Below are 20,077 nucleotides of genomic sequence, written 5' to 3'. Positions count from 1 at the left end.
GCCCGTCAGCCCTCGGGGAGGTCTTCAGACTTGCGAGACCCCGAGAGGTACTTCAGCTGCAGCGAGCTCACCTGGTCCAGCGGTATCACGACGTAGTCGCCCGCCCCGTATTCGGTGACCTTGCCGCCGTTGCCGCTCCTGCGAGAGAGGTGCGGGGCGAGGAAGAGGGTTCTGAACGATTCCTCGGACTCCACATCGTGGGCCATGTGCTCGCCGCGCCACACGGTGCCGTCGAGCAACCTGGCCGTCACGATCACGTGCGCTGCACCGGAGTTCTCGGGCAGCTGTGTCAGTGCTTTGAACAGAGCGGAGCCGCCGCTGATCTGGCTCGCCCATCTGCGTTCCTTGCGGAACCAGACATAGGACCAGAGGAACGCGATGAGGCAAGCGAGGGTGCTTGTCGCGAGGCTGGCGATGACCAGGTGGGGTGCACTGGCGCCGGCGCGGAGCACGGGCACCCAGCTGCGAAGGAGGAAGAGCACGACAACGGCAGCGAGGATGCTGGGGATGAGCGAGGAGAAGACGATCCTCGTCGCCTCCCGCAACGCCGTGGTCTTGAGATCAGGCAGGTACTTCGCGGCTCTCGTCTGCCAGACGTACCCGGGTGCGATGAGCAGTAGGAAGGCGATGACCGTCCCCACGCTGTCGGGGATCATCAGTCCTCGAGAGGGTCCAGGTCCTCAGGGCCACCGTCCACTGTGCTCACCTTGTCGGCTTTCGCCACAGCCTGAGTCTCTGTGGCCTGCAGGTACTTCTCAGCGTTGGGATCCTTGATGACCATCTTCCCCTCCTAGAGGGTGACCAGCGATGGCGTCGCTGCGGATGACGCCGTCGACGAGCCGGCAAGCACGGCAGTGAAGCCGGTGTCGCAGAGCATAAGCCGCATAACGGGCAGCCGTCTACGGTCTCGCTACGGCTCAGACCTGGACCACGACTGCGCGGAATCGGAGTGGTTCCAGCGAGTCGGTGTGGCACCCCCATAAGCAGGGAGAGCGTGCGCGATGCGGGAAGGGCTCGAGCAGCTGCGGCGCAATCGGGCGGGACGACAGCATCGAGTGATTCTCACGCCCGGAATACGACCGCGCCGTCCTTGATCGTCCCGAGCACTGCGATGTCCCTCAGGTCGCCCGGTGGCGTCGCCAGCGGATCGCCGGAGAGGATCACCAGGTCCGCCCGCATCCCCTCGCGGATCTGCCCCTTGGAGTCCTCCTCGCCGTACTGGTACGCGGCCTCGCAGGTGACGGCGCGCAGCGCCTCCCAGGTTGAGATCCTCTGCTCGGGGCCGACGGGCTGCCCGGTGCGGCTGATCCGGTTCACGGCGGCCCAGAGGGTCAGCATCATGTCCGGGGGAGTGACCGGGGTGTCCTGATGGAGGGTGACCCGCACACCGCGGTCAAGGGCGGAGCGGGCAGGGGAGACGCGGCGCCCGCGCTCGGTGCCGAAGTTCCGCAGGTGCACATCGCCCCAGAACCAGGTGTGGCAGGAGAAGATCGAGGCGATCATCCCCAGCGGCGCCATCCGATCCAGCTGATCGTCGCGAACCGTCTGGGCGTGGATCATCACCGGGCGTGCCTCGAGCAGTGCCGGATGCTCGGCGCCGACGCGCTCGGCGGTCTCGACCCACAGCTGCGCGGCGGCATCCCCGTTGCAGTGCACGATGAGCTGACGGCCCTGCTCGGCGACGGCGCGGGTGAAGGCCTCGACCTGCTTTGGGGTGTGGATCGGGTAGGCACAGCCCGGCTCCTCATCGCCCTCGATCGGCTCGTAGGGCTCGCTCATCCAGGCCGAGCGGGCCTGCGGGGAGCCGTCGAGGATCATCTTGTAGCCGCCCAGCCGCAGGCCGCCCACGTAGTCGTCCGCGATCTCGGGATGCTCGTCGAAGGCCGTGGTCCCGGACTGCACCACGGGATAGACGACGACGTCCAGGCCGAGTGCCCCGGCGCGGGCGGCGGCCACGAGCCCGCCGATGGTGGCGGGGTCCGCGGCGCCCTCCTGGGCGGTGGTGATGCCGTGGCGCAGGTAGTCGGCGACGGCGAGCTCGGCGGCCCGCAGCGGATCGGCGACGCCGGCGGGAAGCAGCCCTCCTCCGCCGCCGGGGGAGAGCAGCGCGGCGAAGGCCGACATCGCCGGATGCTCCTCGACGTACCCGTCCGGCGTGCCGTCGGCGAAGCGGCCGAAGCGCCCTCCCTCGGGGTCGGGCGTCTCGGTGGTGAGACCGGCGCCGTCGACGAGGAAGGAGTTGCCGACGGCCACGTGCATGCTGCGGTGCAGGGCGAAGACGGGCAGTTCGGTGGTGACGGCGTCGAGGTCCGCGCGGGTGGGATGGCGGCCCTCGGCCAGCAGCTGCGGGTCGTACTTCGCCCCGACGAGCGGCGTGCGGTCACCCGCCTCGCGCTCGGCGAGGCGGTCGCGGAAGGCAGTGACGATCTCCTCGATGCTGCGGGCGTTCTCGAGGTCCACGAGGGAGGCGAGCATGCCGTGCTGGAGCAGATGGCCGAGCTCGTCGACCCGCTGTACCTGCCGGGCCCCCAGGCCGTGCTCGGGGCATTCATCGATGCCAACCGCTGCCTGGTCGTCGACGAGAACTCCGGACGCACCGTGTGCGGCGTGCAGAACTACTACCTCTGGGAGCACCTGATCGCCTCCCTCCAGCGCATCGGCGTCGGAGTCGCGCTCGCCGCGGTGCTGGGCATCGCTCTCGGGGCGCTGATGAGCATGTGGGAGCCGGCGAACACGGCCTTCGCCCCATTCCTGAACTTCCTGCGGGCGCTGCCGCCGCTGGGTTACATAGGCCTGATCATCGTGTGGGTGGGCATCGGTGATACCTCGAAGTACCTGCTGCTCTTCCTCGCAGCCTTCCCGCCGATCGTCATCGCCACCATCGACGGCGTGCGCGGGGTGCGCGAGGACTACCTCTCCGCCGCCCGGAGCATGGGGGCCAGCTCCCCGCAGATGGCACGCTTCGTGGTGCTGCCGGCCGCCACCGCCTCGATATTCTCCGGGGTGCGGCTAGCTGTCGGGTTCGCCTGGACTACGGTCGTCGCTGCGGAGCTCAACAACGGCATCCCCGGCATCGGCGGGCTCGCCTACATCTCCGGCACCCAGCTCAACACTGCTCTCACCATCGCCTGCATCATCGTGATCGGCCTCGTCGCACTCGCGCTCGATGGTGCGATCCGATGGGTCGGCGATCGCCTGGTGCCTTGGCACGGAAAGGTCTGAACGCCGTGAACTCCCTGACCCCGACCCGTCGGCGCGGCACGGCGCTGCGCCTGGCCGCCGCCTCCCTCGGCGTGATTCTCGCGCTCAGCGGCTGCGTGCAGTCCGGCCGCACCACTCATCCCGACAACTTCTCCGGTGAACTCGCCTGCCCGGTCGAGCCGGACCCGAGCATCACCACCTCGGCGCGTATCGCCTGGCAGGCGATCCCCAATGGCGACTTGGTCGTGAAGGACCTCCAACTGCTCGAGGCCTGCATGCCGGAGGCGAACATCTCCTGGCTGAAGATGAACTCCGGCGGCGACGTGATCCAGGCATTCGGCTCCGACTCGCTGGACATCTCGCAAGTGGGATCGAGCCCAGTGGTGAAGGCAGCCTCCCCGCCGTTGTCCAAGGATCTCAAGGTGATCTGGATCAGCGACGTGATTGGGGACGCGGAGTCGCTGGTCGTCAAGGATCCGAACATTGAGTCACTCGCCGACATGTCCGGCAGGACCATCGGCGTGCCCTTCGGCTCGACGGCGCACTACTCACTGCTCACTGCACTGGGCGAGGAGGGCCTCAGCGATGACGTCGGCGTCATCAACCTTGCGACCGACGCGATCCTGGCGGCCTGGCAACGCGATGAGATCGACGCCGCGTGGGTCTGGGAACCCACCCTCAGCGAACTCCTGGCCGAGCAGGGGCACACCATCCTCTCCAGCGAGGACAGCGCCGGGCTGGGCGCTCCGACCTTCGACCTCATCGCGGGCACCGATGCTTTCATCACCGCGAATCCCGAGTTCATGCGGATGTGGACCCTCGTGCAGGCCGAGGGCACGCGCCTGCTCAACGAGGAGCCCGAACTCGCCGCGACCTCCATCGCCGTCCAACTTGGTGTGGAGCAGGAGGACGCGCAGGACCTGCTGGACGGGTACATCTATCCCACACTCGAAGAGCAGGCCGGCGCGGACTACTTCGGCGGCGACGGGCTCGCCACAGCCCTGACCAGCACTGCGGAGTTCCTCGTATCCCAGGACGGGATCGACGCCCTCGCCGAGGGCAGCGCCTACCGCGAGATGCCCTACGGCGACGCGATCGAGGGGGTAACCCCGTGAACCGCACCGCCATCGACTCCGTCGACTCCGCCGCCGACTCCGCCGTCGTCTCACTCGACGGCGTCTCGCAGCGCTTCGTCACCGATTCCGGGGACGTGGTGCACGCGCTCGCCGAGACGGACCTGACCATCCCCCAAGGGCAGTTCGTGTGCGTCGTAGGCCCGTCCGGATGTGGCAAGACGACCTTGCTGAAGATCATTGCCGGTTTCCTCGAACCCACCGGCGGCACCGCCCGGTACCGCGGGCAAGACATCACCGAGCCCGGCGCCGAACGGGGCGTGGTCTTCCAGCAGCCGAACCTGTTCCCCTGGTTCTCCGTACGCGAGAACGTGGCGCTGGGCATGCGGATGCGCAAGGTGGGCAAGAAGGAACGCTCACAGAAGGCCCAGGAGTACCTGGACCTGGTAGGGCTCGGCGACTTCGGCGAAGCGAAGCCGTACGAGCTCTCCGGCGGCATGCAGCAGCGCGCCCAGATCGCCCGCGTGCTCGCCAACGAGACCGACGTGATCCTCATGGATGAACCGTTCGGCGCACTGGATGCCATCACCCGGGCCCGGCTGCAGGCGGACCTGCTGAGCATCCAGCGGAAGCAGCACCGCACAGTCTTCTTCATCACCCATGACGTCGACGAGGCGGTGTTCCTCGGCGACCGCGTCCTCGTGATGAGCGCGCGGCCAGGGAGAGTAGTGCTGGACCAAGAGGTCACGCTCTCTTCGCAGGCTGGCCGGGTGCTCGGTGAGGAGATGCGGCGACTGCCGGAGTTCATCGAGCTGCGGGAGAGGGTCGCCGGGGCGATCGAGCACTGAAAGCGGGGGCTGAGGTGCGATCGACGCACAGCTGCGGCGGAAGGTACGAACGTCACGTCCCCCGCAGCCCAATGACACACTTCTTCCAGGTCTCGCTAAGATCGCGGGAATGCATCGGCCGACCGGTCGATCCCTGACCGAGCGGGGGCCCGTGCCCAGCACACGACGCGTGGCGCTCAACGCGCGCCTCCTGCTCCAGTCCGCAGTCCAGCATGCGATGGATGATCCCGCTCTGCTCGTGGTGCAGGTCAGCCGACGGCTGCCGTTCGCGACCCGAGTGCGGGCCGGGAAGTGGCTACGCACCATCGCCGCTACTCTGCCTGGTCTCGCCGGCGCTTCGGCGCTCGGTGCCTTCATGGCGGGGGAAACCGCCGACGCCCAGCGTCGACTTGCCGCGGACCCTCACTCCCGCTCCACTCTTCATGGAGAGGTCTCCGTGCTTCTCGACCGGCCAGAGCTGCTCTCCGACCAGGCGCCTGCGGCCACCCGTGCGCGCTCCGCCTGGTCGCGCGGTGAGATGAGTGAGGCCGTCGGGATCCTCGAGGCCGCCGGCCAGGGATCCTCCGCCTACGCGCGACGCCTGCGCAGCGAGTTGGACCTCCTGCAGCCCGGTCACCGACTAGCGATCCCCGAAGGGCACGTTGCCCTGAGCCCGGGTCGTACCGAGGGCGAGGGCCTGCGGGTACTGCACCTGATCACCAATTCCTTGCCTCACACCCAGTCCGGGTACTCCCTGCGCACCCACCGGATCCTGCGAACCCTGGCCGACAGCGGCGTGCGCTCCGTGGCGCTCACCCGCACCGGCTACCCGGTCATGATCGGAAAGGTGCTTGCCAGGGACTCCGACGGAATTGACGGAGTCGAGTACCGCCGCACTCTGCCGGCCTCGCTCGGTGCGACCCCCCAGCGGCGCCTCGAGCAGGAGGTCGTAGCCGCACTCAACATCGTGCGTGAGCTGCGCCCCCATGTCCTCCATGCCACCACCGACTACCGCAACGCGATGGTGGCCCAGGCGGTCAGTGAGGCGACCGGCATCCCATGGGTGCTGGAGGTTCGCGGGCTGATGGAGCAGACCTGGATCGCTGCCCGCCACACTGAACAGGCGCGCGCCGCGGCCGAGGCCTCGGAGAAGGTACGGCTGGTGCGCGCGCGAGAGGGGGAGCTGGCGGCCGCGGCCTCGGCGGTGGTGACGCTGAGCGCCACCATGGCAGAGCAGCTCATCGAGCGCGGCGTGGACCCCGCGCGCATCACTCTGGTCCCCAATGGGGTCGACGAGAGTCTGTTGACGGACCACCTCGCGGTTGCCGAAGCTCGACGTCGTGTGGGCCTGGATCTGCCTGACGAAGCGTTTGCCGTGGGCGCGGTGAGCGCCTTGGTGGACTATGAAGGCTTCGAGACCGTGCTCCGCGCCGTTGGCCAGCTGCTGCACAGCCCCGAGACCGATCGTGAACTTCGGGAGCGGCTTCACGTGGTCCTTGTGGGAGACGGCGTAGCCGCCCCCGGCCTCGCCGAGCTCGCTCGGGAGCTCGGGATCCGGGATCGTGTGCACCTTCCTGGACGCGTTCCGGCTGCTGAGGCGCGACGCTGGGTCGAGTCGCTCGATGTGGTGACCGTGCCCCGCCTGGACCGCGCCGTCTCCCGCTCGGTCACTCCGCAGAAGCCGGTCGAGGCGCTCGCCCTCGGACGCCCGGTGATACTCAGCGACCTGCCTGCCCTGCGGGAGACCGTCACGGGACCGGACGGTGCTCTCCACGCGACTCTCATCAAGGCCGGCTCTGCGGAGCAGCTCGCCGAGGAGATCGCCGGTCTGGCGGCCGACGGCGAACTTCGTGTGCGTCACTCCGTCGAGGGTCAGCGCATGGCCCGAGAACGTACCTGGAGTGCATTGGTGAGACGATATGAGCAGGTGTACACGAATGTGTCGCACCAGAAGGCCGAGGAGAACCGCAGTGGTGAATGAGGTGAAGAGCACCTCCGAGGTGAAACGCGCGCTCGAGGCAAAGGGTCTCGACCCGAGCGGACTCGCGCGGATCGGAGTGCGCCCCTCGCTGGGGGAGTACCTCCAGCAGCTCTGGCAGCGCCGTCACTTCATCTGGTACGACTCGCGACACCGTGCCTCGACCCAGAACTCCCGAATGCATCTAGGGAACGTGTGGCTCTTCCTCCGCCCGCTCATCGACGCGGCGTTCTACTTCGTCATCTTCGGGCTGGTGCTGAAGATCGGCAAGGGGATGGAGAACTTCCCTGCCTTCCTGATCATCGGAATCCTGCTGTACCGCTCGACGGCCACGTCGATCACCTCCGGGACGGGCCTTCTGCGCAGCAACAAGGCGATGATCAAGGCCTTCACATTCCCGCGGGCGTCGATTCCGATCTCAGCCGTCCTGCAGGCGACGATGACCGCTGTCTTCACGACGATGGTGATGTGCTTCGCCATCATGGTGATTCCCCCATTCGCCCTCCCACAGATCTCCTGGGTGCTGGTCATCCCAATCTTCCTGATCCAAGCGGTGCTGAATCTGGGACTCATGCTCATCACTGCACGAATCGGATTCCATGTTCCAGACATGGCAAATGTGCTCGCCGTAGTGAGCCGATTCCTGATGTACGGCTCCGGCGTCATGTTCCCGATCGAGCGCTTCTTGGACAACGAGACCGCGTTGAGCATTGTGACCCTCAATCCTCTGTACCAGATCATCGACATGATGCGCACGGTTCTGCTGGACGGACAGGTACCCGATCTGCGGGCATGGATCATCTCGATAGTGTCGGCGGTCGGGATCCTGGTGGTCGGTTTCATCTACTTCTGGCGAGCGGAGGAGAGTTATGGCCGAGAACTCGGCTGATCCGGCTCTGGCCGAGGACGACGACCATCACGACACCTTGTGGGTTGCCCCGGAGGAGTCGCCGCTGACGGTCGTCGCTCACCGGGTGCGCATGCGCTACAAGGTGCCGCGCACCGATCGTGCACCGCGGTCCGGCCTTCTCGGCAGGCTCGCCCCCCGTCGCTCTATGGTCTCCGTCTCCGCCGTGCGGGGCGTGGACCTGCTGGTGCGCGAAGGCGAATTCGTGGGGATCATCGGCCGAAATGGCTCCGGGAAATCCACCTTGCTGCGAATGCTTGCTGGCGTGGAGCCGCCGACATCCGGATCGATCTACACCAGCGCAAGGCCCCAACTGCTAGGTGTGAGTGCCGCGCTGATGAGCGACCTCACCGGCGCCGAGAACATAAAGCTAGGCTTCCTGGCGCTCGGGATGACTCCGGAGAAGGCGGAAGAGCTGGTGCCGCAGGCGGCCGAGCTCTCCGCGCTCGGTGAGGCCGTGGACCTGCCGATGCGTACGTACTCGTCCGGTATGTCCTCTCGCCTCAAGTTCGCGATTTCCGTGATGGCACAGCCCAGGATCCTGATGGTCGACGAGGCGCTCTCCACTGGTGACGCGACGTTTTCCAAACGCTCTAAATCCAAGATGGACGAGCTCCTGGAGGATGCCGGCACCGTGTTCATGGTGAACCACGCACCGCGCGCGATCGAGAACGTGTGCTCTCGCGTGATCTGGATGGAGAGGGGCCGGGTCGTGATGGACGGGGACACGAAGGAGGTCTCCGCCATGTATCGCTCCTTCACGTATCGCATGGCACGCGATCGCGAGGACGAGGCAATGGCCATTCTCCGTGAAGCGATCGAGCACGGTGAGGCACAGCGGGCAGCCTCTGCACTCACTCTCCCGGAAGATCACGCTCCCGTCGCACCAGATAACGTCCCGGAGCTCGAGCCCGACCCATTCACCTCGATCTTCGAGCTACAAATGCGCGCACAGAGCTTCCCCGGCACACTGCAACCCCGTGGACGCCGTGCCGCCACCAGACCTGCACCTGCCACCACACCCACCACCGACAAACGAGGACGGCACTCATGACACTCCGCATCATGACCATCTACGGCACACGCCCCGAGGCGATCAAGGTCGCCCCGATCATCAAGGCGATCGAGGCCGATCCAGAACTCGAAAGCATCACCGTGGTGACGGGGCAGCATCGCGAGATGCTCGACCAGGTCAACACGATGTTCGGGATCGTGCCGGACCACGACATGAACATCATGAGCGCCGGACAGTCTCTCAATACCATCGTTGCGAAGGTGATCTCGGGTATCGACGAGATCCTCGCCGAGGAGAACCCGGACGCGGTGATCGTCCAGGGCGATACTTCGACGGTGATGGGCGCAGCCATTGCGTCGTTCAACCGGCAGATCCCGGTGATCCACCTCGAGGCCGGTCTTCGCTCCGGTGATATCAATTCACCGTTCCCCGAAGAGGCGAACCGGAAGCTGACCAGCCAGATCGCAGCGCTGCACCTTGCACCCACCTCGACCAGCAAGGGAAACCTCACCCGCGAAGATGTCAGCGAGAACGACATCGTCATCACCGGCAACAGCGTGATCGACACGCTCATGTTCGCTACTAAGAGTTTGCGCGTTCCGTTCGAGGATCCCCGGCTCGAGTCCCTCCGTGCCGCGAAGGAAGGCGGGACCGCGGGCCGCATTCTCCTGGTCACGGCCCACCGGCGCGAAAACCTCGGAGCCGCCATGGAAGGCATCGGCCAGGCGGTGGCCGAGCTGGCACAGAAGTACCCGGATATCACAGTGGTGTTCCCGATTCACAAGAACCCGAAGGTCCGAGCTGCCATCGCACCTTCCGTCGAGGGACTAGACAGCGTGTTCCTCATCGAACCGCTCGCCTATGCAGAATTCACGCAGATGCTGAGTCTTGCTGACGTGGTGCTCACCGACTCCGGCGGCGTGCAGGAAGAGGCACCGAGCCTCGGCAAACCTGTGCTGGTCATGCGTGAAAACACTGAGCGGCCCGAAGCTGTGGTCGCAGGTACGGTGAAGCTCATCGGTACGCACAAGCAGCGTCTGGTCGACGAGGTCTCGCTCCTGCTCGACTCGGCGGAGGCCTACGCCGGCATGGCGAACGCTGTGAACCCCTACGGGGACGGTGCCGCCGCCGAGCGCACCCTCGGAGCAATCAAGTGGAAGTTCTCGGGAGAAGCGCGTCCCGTCGACTTCGGCGACTGATCAGCAAGGGGCCGCGCTCATGCTAAGCAGTGACTACTCGCGGATTGACCTCCCGGTCGTCGAGTGGGGGACGATAGACATCTTCTTGCGTGACCTCACGCTCGACGATGCGATCAATTCAATAGCACTTCCATCAGGGCATCGGTTGGAGATCGTGCACCGAGGGCTTCGCGACGCCGGTGATCTCGCTGCTGTTCCCATGTACTTTTCGGGCGCCCTTCCTCACCGAGAAGAAACACGACCTCCCTATTTCTCAGGCGAGCGGATGTCTGCGGCCCTCGGAATGCCGTGGATAGCCGTTTCGGATCCTGTGCTTTCGGAGAGCGATGACTTCCCACTTGCGTGGTATACGGGAAGATCGGGCGATTCTGTCCAATCGTCGGTAGCGCGGATTGCGGACGCGCTCTCGGAGAGGTTAAGTCGGGAGATCCTCTTCGTAGGCGGTTCCGGCGGAGGTTTCGCATCTCTTATTACGCTTGCCCTTTCGTCACGGCCGGCTCGTGCACTCGTGTGGAACTCGCAGTGGGACATACGCAGATATGTCAAGGAAACGGTCCGGGACTACATGGTCAAAGGCCTCGGGATGGCTGTCGAAGACGGCTCGGTCACTGATGCCGAGGAGCCCGCAGAGCTTCTGTGGAAAGTTCCGCGTATCGGTGACGACAAAACCCTGGTGTACCTGCAAAACCTCGGCGACTGGCACGTCAAGGACCATCTTCTGGGATTCCTTCAGGACCAGGACTTTCAAGACGCAAGCAACGGAGTGTATGAGCGTTCGGCGCTCCAGGTGTTCATCGCCAACTACGGCGTCGGACACGCTGTTCCCCCTCAGAACATCCTGCATCGACTGATCGAGCAGCTGACCGGATCGGCCACATCGAAGCAGAACCTGATTGCTGCGGCCGAGAACGCCGGCCTGTGGGATCACACAGCACCCCCGGCTCTTCCTCGCCTGGAACTGGCCGAAGCAGGCAGCGGGGGTACAGAGCTGTCCATCGATCTCTCCGAGCAGGGTGGGGGATCGAGGGTCCACTTGCAGCTCACTGGCATGCACGCATCGCGAGGGTGGCCGAGCGACGTTCTCTACAACGTCTCCGGACGCGATGTTGACGGCAATAGGGTAGGGGCCGGAGCGCAGCATAGACCGGTCATTACTTTCCCGAACCGTCGGCTGCATAGCGTCTACGCCACAGCGAGGGACGGCTTTGGGCGGTTGATCTGTGACGGGACTGCCCGAGCGGCTGATTTGCCAGTGGCTGTAGGGGCACGTCAGAGGGCAAACGGCGCCGTAGGAGTCTTTATCATTGGGAGCTGTGTCTCGCGGGACGCCTTCAACCTCCCAGGCGTTCCCGACATCGCGGACTATGTTGCTCGATCTAGCTTCGCGAGTTCCTTCGAGCCCGTGCCCGATCGAGAGATGCCCGATCTTGAGAAAAATCCATCCAAGTTCCAGCAGAGGATGGTCCAGGGAGATTGGCAGAAGACACTCGAGCGAAAGCTTTTTGAGCATCGTGACGGAATAGTTCTGGTTGACCTTATTGATGAGCGCTTTTCCCAGATTCACGTCGGGGGCTCCGTGGTCACGGGCTCCCCAGAACTGCAGCGCTGTGACGCCGATCTTTTCCGACTTGTTCGAGACGCCCCGGGAAGCGACGCTCATGTCCGTCGATTTCGGCGTGGATTCCAACGATTTACAGAGGTCGTAGATCCAGGGAACATTTTGGTCTCCAAGGTATTTTGGGCTCATGTGAAAGAGGATGGAGAGCTGCTTCCCGATCAGCAGCGGATCGCTGAGGCGAACTCGGGCCTCCGGAGACTCTACCGCATTGTTTCGGAATTCCCGGTTCGCTGGATCGAGTATCCCTCAAATCTTTTGGTGGCAAGCGCTGGGCACCGTTGGGGGGCAGCCCCCTTCCATTACGCCGATCCGTTTTACGAGAGGACAATTGCGAGCATATTCGACGCATTCGAAGATGAATACATGGCTCGTTGATCTGCTGTTAACCGTCGCAGTGTGAGGACTTGAAAGAAGTGATCGTGTGACTCAGAAGCTTGAAGAAGGTGCCGTCGCGCTGGGGCCGTTCGGGGCGCGGGATAGCGCTCCGAGGCAAGTGGACACGGCAGTCGGGCTGTTGCAGGGCAGTTTCGATTTCTACCACTACCCCCGCGTCGAGTTCGAGTGGCCCATCGACTGGTCGGTCAATCCACTGGACAACACCTGGCGGTGGGCGCTACACAGCTTCCAGCCGCTCTACTCGCTGGTGAATGCGACGGTGACTGCCGAGACGGGCCCCGTTAGAGAACGCGTATTGCTCGCACATTCCTTTATTGAGGACTGGTGGGCATCGCATGCGGACCGCGAGATCGAACCATCGCCATACAGCTGGCGGGGACATTGCGTTGGTCTGCGCGCCCAGCTGATCGCCTGGGTCAATCTTCCTCGAGGGGAGTGGCAGGACGCTCTGGTGGAAGCACATGCCGAAGAGCTCATGCGAGAGGATGTGTATGAGCTCGGGCATAATCACGGCCTCGACCAGGACCTGGGGCTCCTTGCACTTGCCGGACTTCACGGGCGTGAAGACTGGGGTCGCTTCGCGATGACTCGAGCAGCTAAGAGCGCCATGGTGATGGTGGATGAACAAGGCGCTACAGCCGAGCAGGCTGTCGGATATTCGTTCTATGTCCTGCGCCTACTCCGCCAACTGAAGTGGAACGCAGAACTGCAGAACCTTCCGGTCCCGAAGGAGATCCTTCGATACCAGGCGATCCCTGAATTCCTGACGTATGCGACCCAGCCGGATGGACGATATGTGCCTATCGGCGATACGTCGCCGGTCGCCGCGTTCAATGCCGAGGGAATCAGCACGTGGGCAGCGACGAAGGGTGCGCAAGGTGCCGTACCACCGCGCAAGGAGATCATCTTCGATCGAGGATGGGTGTTCGGCCGTTCCGGTTGGGGCGGGCAGACACCCTTCGAGGAGGAGACCTTCTTCAGCCTCCGCTTCGGACCCGGGAAGTCCGAGATGGACCACGGCCACGTCGATCAGTCCTCCGTTACTTACTTCTCCGGAGGTTCACCTCTTGTGATCGATGCAGCCTTCGGTGGGTACGGAGATCGCGCGCAGCATACGGCCGAGAAGTCGGAACGTGGACACAGTATGGTCCTCGTCGAAGGTGCTGGAGACTTCATTCGGGACGCTCCGTGCACACTTCTCGAGTACTCAGCATCCTCTGCATGGAGCCTGTACTCCGTGCAGGACCGTCCGTACGAGGAGGTGCTTAGGACCCGCACCCTCGTCTACCTGAGGGCCGAGCACGCACTCGCCATCTACGATCACGTGGTTCTGGGAGCGCATGCCACAGCGGTGCAACGCTGGCTGATCAACTCCGATGCCGTCACCGACGATGACTCACCGGCTTCGACCTTCCGAGCAACTGTCGGTAGCACCCGGATGGAGATACAAGAGCTGCTGGGTGCCGAGCGGGGAGACTTTCTCCGCGGTCAGGTAGATCCGCTCATCGACGGCTGGGAATCGCGAGCTCCGGACGACAGGAGGCCGGCGGAGGTGGTCCGCTTCCGCCAGCGGGGAAACGTCGCGACGTTCCTGACATTGCTCTCGACTGGGAATATCACTGGCGAGAGCTCAGGGGACCAGGCCGTGATCTATGCGGGAGGAGACGTGCGGTACCGGATGAAGATGGCTGCCGAAGGAAGGATCATCGTGACAACTGTCTGAAAGGCCCGGTGGAGTGATTGACGCCTCGTGAGGGCCGCCCGGAAGCACCCGACCGGGTGGCCCGAGCATCTCCAATTTAGTCCTTGAGAGGCTCGACGGCTCACACGCCAGGCGCGGAGGCCGTGGTGAAAGCCGACCTGAACGTGTCGTGGTAGTCATGAGCCGCTCTCTTGGACCCGAGCAGATATCCCATGTACGGGCCGACATTGCTGCGGTCCAGCCGCTTGAGCAGGCGTGCGGGCACCCCACCGACGACGCTGCACGGCGGAACGTCCTTAGTGACCACGGCGTTGGCACCTATGATGCAAAAGTCTCCGATACTGATGCCGTCCCCTATGATTCGCGCCCCCGTGCTGACATACACATGATCACCGATCGTCGATGCACCACCTACGGTGACATTCGAGCCAATGGTGCAGTGTCTACCAATGGAACTTTTGCTGTGGATAAGGACGCCAATTCCTCCATATGCGATCGAAGTCCCTTCACCAATCCGGCAGGACGAACTTATCCTGCAGTTGTTCAGGATGCGGTTCAGGATCTCGCATTGAGACGACGCCGCGACGTCACCTTCGTCAAGTGACTGTCGCCCGTAGCGGTATAGGTTCTCGGCGGTGAGGTTTGCGACGCGGGAGAGGTCGCTAAGCAGAGGAGTAGCGAGAAGTCGCCCATAGCGGGCATGCATCGACGGGTCCAAGTAGATTGACGCGTCAGGTGAATCCATGGGGTTCTCTCTGGTCTAGAAGTTCGGGGGCTCTTCAGCGGCCAGCAGCGGTGTCTCCGAAGATCAGAGACAGCTCCAAGGGGAGGATGACCGATGAGGCTGTCTGTTCACGCACGCGGCGCGCTGCGGCTTTCGAGAGTCGTTCAAACAAATTGCCGTCCTGCGCGATTGCCCAGATCGCGTCTGCCAGGCCAATGTGGTCCTCGGGCGGGGCGAGGAACCCGCATTCCTCATCGACGAATTCTGGAATGGCTGCCACCGCACTGGTGATCGGGACCAGCCCTGAGGACATCGCTTCATCGCGGGACACGCCCTGGGCATCCATTCGAGTAGGTGTCAGGAAAATCCCGTACTCCTTGTGAATTTCAGCGATCTCCGAGTGGGTGAGGAAGCCCCGCTCGATCTTCACATTCGGCAAGTCCCGCAAGGGGTCGAGGATCTCGTCGAAAAGGGCACCGTCACCGATAACCCGAAAGTCGATTTCACTGAAACCGGGTCGATCCTTCAGTTCGAGGATGGCCGCGACGCTTAGGTCGTTTGCGTACTTGGCCGAGGCGTAGGGGCGGATAGTCAGAACCTTGCGGTTCTGCGCCAGGGGCTTCGTCGCGTAGGTGAAGATGTCGGTGTCGATCGGGTTGTGGATGATCGAGTACCGGGCTTTGTCGAGCGTGATGCCTACGTCCTCGAAGACTTCGTCCGCGAAGTACTGGGATACGAAGACGAAGTGGAAATTGTCGGGAAGCTCGGTGAAGACCTCCTGCCAGAAAGCCAAGCGTGCGTCTGATGCTGGCTTGGCCGCTTCAAGCTCCTCGGGCGTCGAGTAGTTATACTCCCGGCGCCACCACGGTTGCACCTCGGCACCGTGAATCCACACAATTACTTGGCCGATCTCTGGGTGACTTTTCACCGCCTGCCAGATCCCTTGATCGAGGAAATGCACGAGAACACGATCGGCGATGCCTCGCGAAAGCGTCCGGTCAAATGTCTCGGCATCGATCCAGGCAGTGTCGATGTCCTCGAACTCGGCGAAAGAGGTGTCCGGATAAGGCCCTACTCGGAGGACGTCGGTCCTATGGCCGGTGTCCAAATAGGAGCGCGTGCGCGAATGGATAAATCCGTTTCGGTACAGGTTTTCGTAAGATGGGTAGACGTTGGTCGCCACTATTGTCCGAGAGCGGGTTAAGAGCGGCTGACGTGGACGTTCGTAGCGCTCAGTGAAGACGTTCTTGATCACGGTGGATCCAGGACCAGAAATCCGTAGGCCAAAACGGATGGTTGAGACACCGCGTGGTATCGCGAGATCATTGTTCATCCGCGGACGGACGAAGCTGTGGGAAAGGCGCTTCCCATCGTCATCCATGTAGTAGATGACGAGGAGAAGGTCGAGGCCGGGCGGAGCGTCGAGGTACAGCGTCGCTGTTTCGCACGGGGGGAGTACTTCCCGGGGGAGGTCCTCTTGGAAGAGGACGTAGGCGTGGCTGCCCGTCTCGATGTCGCTGGTGATGATGAGTCGTCCCTCGTCATCGGTGTTTACCTCGACCTTCGAGCTCGGGGTCATCGAGCCGAGGAGGGCCGCGACATCCAGCGTTGCTCCTGTTGACTTCTCAGACTGGTCGATAGTCTGCTGATCCGCGAAGTCACGCAGAACTCGGAGCGGCATGCCGGTGTCGATCTCGAGCGGAAGACAGGGCGCTAGAGTTGCGGCATCTGCGTTTGCCCCGTCCTGAAAATATTCGGCCGTTCCAACAGCGAGACCTGGTCCCGTGAATTCGGGGTGGAGCAACTCGGGCTGGCCATCGGTCCAACCGGCGATGCATTCCGTCCGAACCAAGGACCGCGAGAACGAGAGGTCGAGTTGTGCGCTATACGCGGCCCCTGGGTGGTGACGTTTTGAGGATTGATCCCCGTCGCTGTGAGAACTGAAGTACTCGTAGTGACCCGCAGCTGGCACATCAGCCCAGCGGAGCACGTGGACGAGGTCGAGGACGTAGTTCGTCCCGTAGTGGTCACGCGGATCAAGGACGCCGATCGCCGTGCAGCCCGCTGATTGAAGGACGCTTAGGGCATCACTGACGCTGGGGACTGTGTCGGTCCCATCGTCTTCGTCGAGATTAGCGCCTGGACGGAGAAGGACGAGATGAAGGTTGCGGAACGTCTGATCATCAACCACACGTTCGGCACGAGAGATATCTGAGTCTTCCCTGATCACTGCGATCAGGCCGATCTTCTCAGTGTCGCTGTGCCCGAGATCGATCCCCGCTTTCTCAGCGACTAGGGCAAGCCGATCGGCATAGGTGTGCTCTTCATGCACTTTCCTCAGTGCCATTGCTCGCAGGCGCTCGCCTCCATTGGGTTCGTCCTCGATCGCTCGAAGGCGACGCCTCATCCCCGCACCGGAGTCCGTGGTGATTGCTAGGTCGCCGAACATCAGGCGAAGGCCGCGCGAGAAGTTGCTGACCACGAGGGTGTTCGATGCCATGAGTTCGAAGACGCGCCGGGCGAACATCGACTGCGACTGCTTGACAGAGTTGAGGTTGAGGTTGGAGGTGTATCCCTTGTAGGGGATGTCCAGTAAGTCCGGGGTGAGGGCGCCGCCCACGATGTACGCCTGGTACTCCTCGGGGAACATATACCCCGGCATGTCCGAGCCGTGGTTGCGGTCGTAGATGTCGAATCGACGTCCCTCGGCGGCGAGCTCCGTGGAGAGTTCGGCGAGATCAGCGAGTCGCTCGGGGTACTTCTCGTAGTACGCGCCGGCGAATGCGCAGCCCTCCACACGGTCAAACACCTCGAGTGGATTGGACTCGGCGGTCTGTGCCGCGAACGGGAGGAAATGGACGTTGTCGTGCCCCAGCTCTTTCTTATACAACGGGACGCAGTCGAGGTCCGTCGTGAAGACCGCATCGAACATGCCCGCTGTGGTGAGGAACGTGTTGAAGTGGACCGGATCCTCTTTGTTCCAGAAGGCGGTCGGGATCCCGCGGTCCTGGCACCAGCGGATGATCCCCGTCAGTTCGGGGCCGTGGTGATGCACGGTGTTCCACCACTTCTGGCGGTGGCCCCGCCACGCCGACTCGACAAGAAGAAGGTCCGGCTGCGCAGCGGTCAGCTCCACCTGCCAGTTCTTCATGGTCAAGGGGGCGAGGTCGACCTCACCGGAAAATGCCGCGAACGAGAACTCGTCAAGGATGCAGGCAACGACGAGATGCCCGGCCCGGCCAGTGCGCCGACGGGTGGGCACAGTCGCGCCCTCGCGGCGGCGGGCCGTGATGTCTAGGGGTGTGACAGGCTCGGGCCGATCACTGATCCTGGTGGAAGCGGTCATCGTCAGTGGCTCCTCTCGAAGGCGATCTTCATTAGTCGCGGCACCAGTAACCAGAATCCGCTCCAGGTCGCCGCATCCCGCCATGCCTTCCCCGCACGGTACGTGCGACTTCCCCGGAGCTGGCTCAGTGCAGTACTTGCCTCCGCCAACTTGACCTCCAAAGCATCAGCACGTGCGCGGTGGCCGGCCCCCTCTTCAGACGTCCGCTGAAGCGCGTCGTCGCGCTCAGCAAGGGTTTCGCGGAGTTCATCGACCATGCTGCGTTGGGCGTCTCGTGCCCGGGTGAGGATGCGCTGCTGATTCTTGGCTGACGCGAGCTCTCCCTGAAGAGCTTCCCTCTCAACGGTCTCTGAAAGAGCTCTATGGGCGTGGGATTCCGCAAGTTTGATCTGCGTATCCCGTGCCCTTATCAGAGTCGCACCTCTCTTTTCGAGATCGGAGACGCGGCGGGTGGAGTCCGCTAGTGATTTCTGCGTGCTCTCGAGGCTCCCCTCCAAGTCCGCGCACTTCTCCGTCTGCTCTTCGAGATTCGCTTCGACCTGCTCAAGAGCGAAGTCTGTGCGGGAAATGTGATCACGTAGGAAATTGAAGTCGGCGCGATACCGCGAATGCTTCTCGGTCAGGTCCGCTATCTGGCGGTCTTTGTGCGCTGCGAGGCGGGCAAGCTCCTTGGATCGCTGGTCTGCTTCCAGCCGTTCCTTTGCGCTGGATTCTCCGGCGGCAGTCGCATCCGTGAGATCTGCAGCAAGCTGGTTGACCGCGGCGGTGACGGTGGCGACCTCCGCCTGGTGCCGCTCTCGGGTACGACGGGCACGGCGGCGAGCGATGCGGGTGAGACGCTTCTTCTCAACCCGGAGCCGACGTGCTTCGTCCGCGAGACTCTCCTCCAGATCCCGACTCTTCTCGATGATTCGACGCTTCTCGTCAAGAAGATGAGTGAGCTGGACCTGCAGCTCGGCGGAGCGCTCCTCGGCCTGGCGCAGTGCGACCAGACTCGACGTTTCGACAGTCGGCCCCGCCTGGCCTTCGTCGAACAAGCGGTCCCTGAGATCCACGTACTGCTGTGTCACGGTTCGATACTTTGTGTTCGCAGCCAGGAGCGATTCGCGGGTGTTCACGAACAAAGCGTGATCGGCGTAGAACCTCTCAACCGCCCGATCCACTGCGGCGGTGACGTTCTCCGCACTCGGATGCAGATCATAGACGAAGTGGTACGTCGGCGACGGATTGAAAACTCCGTTGAATCGGTATCCCTGCGGTGCGATCTTCGCAGAGATGCTTCGGTAGTGATCGGCATCCAGGCATTCGATCCACAGATCTGGGTGATCACGTTCGATCAGTTCTCGTGCACCCTCTAGGACGTTCAGCTCGAAGCCTTCGACATCGATCTTCATAGCACGCACCGTGCTGTCTGGCATCTCGTCGTCCAGGCGAACCACAGGGACAAGTTGCCCTTTGGCATCCGAATCGGCGACGAGGTGCTGTCCCCCGAGGTTGCCTTCTACGTCGTCGACCAAGACGAGTTCGCCAGCCGTTTCCGCCACGGCGACCGCGCGGACGGTGACGCGCTCTCCCAGGCTGTTGGCCTGTACCGACCTTGTCAGTGCCTCGGTCAGTCGAGAGTCCGGCTCGTACGCGACTATTTCTGCTCCGCAGACGGTCGCGAGAAACAGGGTGTGGTTCCCGATGTTGGCCCCCACGTCCAGGACGAGGTCGCCCTCACTGAGGGTGGCCGCCATGGCACGAAGCATCTGAAGCTCATAAGGCGACCCTGTCGACCGGATCGATCCCTGGATGTGGTCCGTACCCGCGAACGGAAGGTCGATCGAGTACGTCGTGCCGTCGACCTCAATGTTGGTGAGGCTCGTTGTCGACGAGGATGTGGAGTCCAACGGAGAGAACCTCCAGGAAAGGGTGTCGTAGCCGGTGGGATGCGGCTGGTGAAGGTGCGTTGGTCAGAGCTAGAACGCGCAACTGCCAGGGATGCGGTTTCGATGGTAGCGGTTCAGGGACTCCGGGGTGTGTGATGCCCGCTTAGAGGACGACATGGGCTGATGCACGTCTAGGCGTTGAGGGGCATGAATTTGCGGT

At 63.4% G+C, this 20,077-nt stretch carries 15 protein-coding genes; 9 read left to right on the top strand and 6 right to left on the bottom strand.

Annotated features, from left to right (window positions below):
* Positions 1 to 5: 5 nt before the first annotated feature.
* From Q0937_RS08915 to Q0937_RS08905, 3 genes are all read right to left on the bottom strand, one after another.
* Positions 6 to 656 carry a DUF6338 family protein gene (locus Q0937_RS08915; protein ID WP_299302599.1) on the bottom strand — a complete coding sequence of 217 codons (651 nt, stop codon included), beginning with the start codon at positions 654 to 656 and terminating at the stop codon, positions 6 to 8.
* On the bottom strand, positions 656 to 781 hold the full coding sequence (locus Q0937_RS08910; RefSeq protein WP_299302597.1) for a hypothetical protein: 126 nt from the start codon (positions 779 to 781) through the stop codon (positions 656 to 658). The genes Q0937_RS08915 and Q0937_RS08910 overlap by 1 nt, the downstream gene beginning before the upstream one ends.
* 281 nt (positions 782 to 1,062) lie before the next feature.
* On the bottom strand, positions 1,063 to 2,475 hold the full coding sequence (locus Q0937_RS08905; protein ID WP_299302594.1) for an amidohydrolase: 1,413 nt from the start codon (positions 2,473 to 2,475) through the stop codon (positions 1,063 to 1,065).
* Positions 2,476 to 2,478: 3 nt separating this feature from the next.
* Here Q0937_RS08905 and Q0937_RS08900 point away from each other — a divergent pair, with 3 nt between their 5' ends.
* The 9 genes from Q0937_RS08900 (at position 2,479) to Q0937_RS08860 (ending at position 13,937) form a co-directional block, all read left to right on the top strand.
* Positions 2,479 to 3,222 carry an ABC transporter permease gene (locus tag Q0937_RS08900; protein WP_299302591.1) on the top strand — a complete coding sequence of 248 codons (744 nt, stop codon included), beginning with the start codon at positions 2,479 to 2,481 and terminating at the stop codon, positions 3,220 to 3,222.
* Positions 3,223 to 3,227: 5 nt separating this feature from the next.
* Positions 3,228 to 4,316 (top strand): ABC transporter substrate-binding protein, encoded by a 1,089-nt coding sequence (locus Q0937_RS08895; RefSeq protein ID WP_299302588.1) that lies wholly within the window; start codon positions 3,228 to 3,230, stop codon positions 4,314 to 4,316.
* Positions 4,313 to 5,122, top strand: coding sequence for an ABC transporter ATP-binding protein (locus tag Q0937_RS08890; protein ID WP_299302585.1), 810 nt, complete (start codon positions 4,313 to 4,315; stop codon positions 5,120 to 5,122). Before Q0937_RS08895 ends, Q0937_RS08890 begins: the two co-directional genes overlap by 4 nt.
* Positions 5,123 to 5,273: 151 nt before the next feature.
* Positions 5,274 to 7,082 carry a glycosyltransferase gene (locus Q0937_RS08885; RefSeq protein WP_299302582.1) on the top strand — a complete coding sequence of 603 codons (1,809 nt, stop codon included), beginning with the start codon at positions 5,274 to 5,276 and terminating at the stop codon, positions 7,080 to 7,082.
* 76 nt (positions 7,083 to 7,158) lie between these two features.
* Positions 7,159 to 7,968 (top strand): ABC transporter permease, encoded by an 810-nt coding sequence (locus Q0937_RS08880; RefSeq protein WP_299302579.1) that lies wholly within the window; start codon positions 7,159 to 7,161, stop codon positions 7,966 to 7,968.
* A complete protein-coding gene (locus Q0937_RS08875) occupies positions 7,949 to 9,040 on the top strand; it encodes an ABC transporter ATP-binding protein (protein WP_299302576.1) in 1,092 nt (363 codons plus the stop codon). The genes Q0937_RS08880 and Q0937_RS08875 overlap by 20 nt, the downstream gene beginning before the upstream one ends.
* An 11-nt stretch (positions 9,041 to 9,051) precedes the next feature.
* Positions 9,052 to 10,200: a non-hydrolyzing UDP-N-acetylglucosamine 2-epimerase gene (wecB, locus tag Q0937_RS08870; RefSeq protein ID WP_299302573.1), complete on the top strand. Its 1,149-nt coding sequence runs from the start codon at positions 9,052 to 9,054 to the stop codon at positions 10,198 to 10,200.
* A 19-nt stretch (positions 10,201 to 10,219) separates the two neighbouring features.
* The gene (locus tag Q0937_RS08865; protein ID WP_299302570.1) at positions 10,220 to 12,193 is read left to right on the top strand and encodes a DUF6270 domain-containing protein; all 1,974 of its coding nucleotides are present in this window, start codon (positions 10,220 to 10,222) and stop codon (positions 12,191 to 12,193) included.
* Between the two features lie 46 nt (positions 12,194 to 12,239).
* Entirely contained in the window at positions 12,240 to 13,937 is a 1,698-nt protein-coding gene (locus tag Q0937_RS08860; RefSeq protein WP_299302567.1) for a heparinase II/III family protein, read from the top strand.
* A 100-nt stretch (positions 13,938 to 14,037) separates the two neighbouring features.
* On the opposite strand, the gene Q0937_RS18010 is transcribed toward Q0937_RS08860, so the two are convergent.
* The 3 genes from Q0937_RS18010 to Q0937_RS08845 all read right to left on the bottom strand — a co-directional run bounded on the left by Q0937_RS18010 (position 14,038) and on the right by Q0937_RS08845 (position 19,878).
* Positions 14,038 to 14,622, bottom strand: coding sequence for a hypothetical protein (locus tag Q0937_RS18010; RefSeq protein ID WP_363323220.1), 585 nt, complete (start codon positions 14,620 to 14,622; stop codon positions 14,038 to 14,040).
* A 73-nt stretch (positions 14,623 to 14,695) separates the two neighbouring features.
* Positions 14,696 to 17,986, bottom strand: coding sequence for a glycosyltransferase (locus Q0937_RS08850; RefSeq protein ID WP_299302561.1), 3,291 nt, complete (start codon positions 17,984 to 17,986; stop codon positions 14,696 to 14,698).
* 2 nt (positions 17,987 to 17,988) lie between these two features.
* Positions 17,989 to 19,878 carry an FkbM family methyltransferase gene (locus Q0937_RS08845; protein WP_299302558.1) on the bottom strand — a complete coding sequence of 630 codons (1,890 nt, stop codon included), beginning with the start codon at positions 19,876 to 19,878 and terminating at the stop codon, positions 17,989 to 17,991.
* Positions 19,879 to 20,077: the final 199 nt, after the last annotated feature.

The organism is uncultured Brachybacterium sp. (assembly GCF_947500705.1).
Taxonomy (GTDB): domain Bacteria; phylum Actinomycetota; class Actinomycetes; order Actinomycetales; family Dermabacteraceae; genus Brachybacterium.
This window is presented reverse-complemented; position numbering and strand designations above follow the sequence as displayed.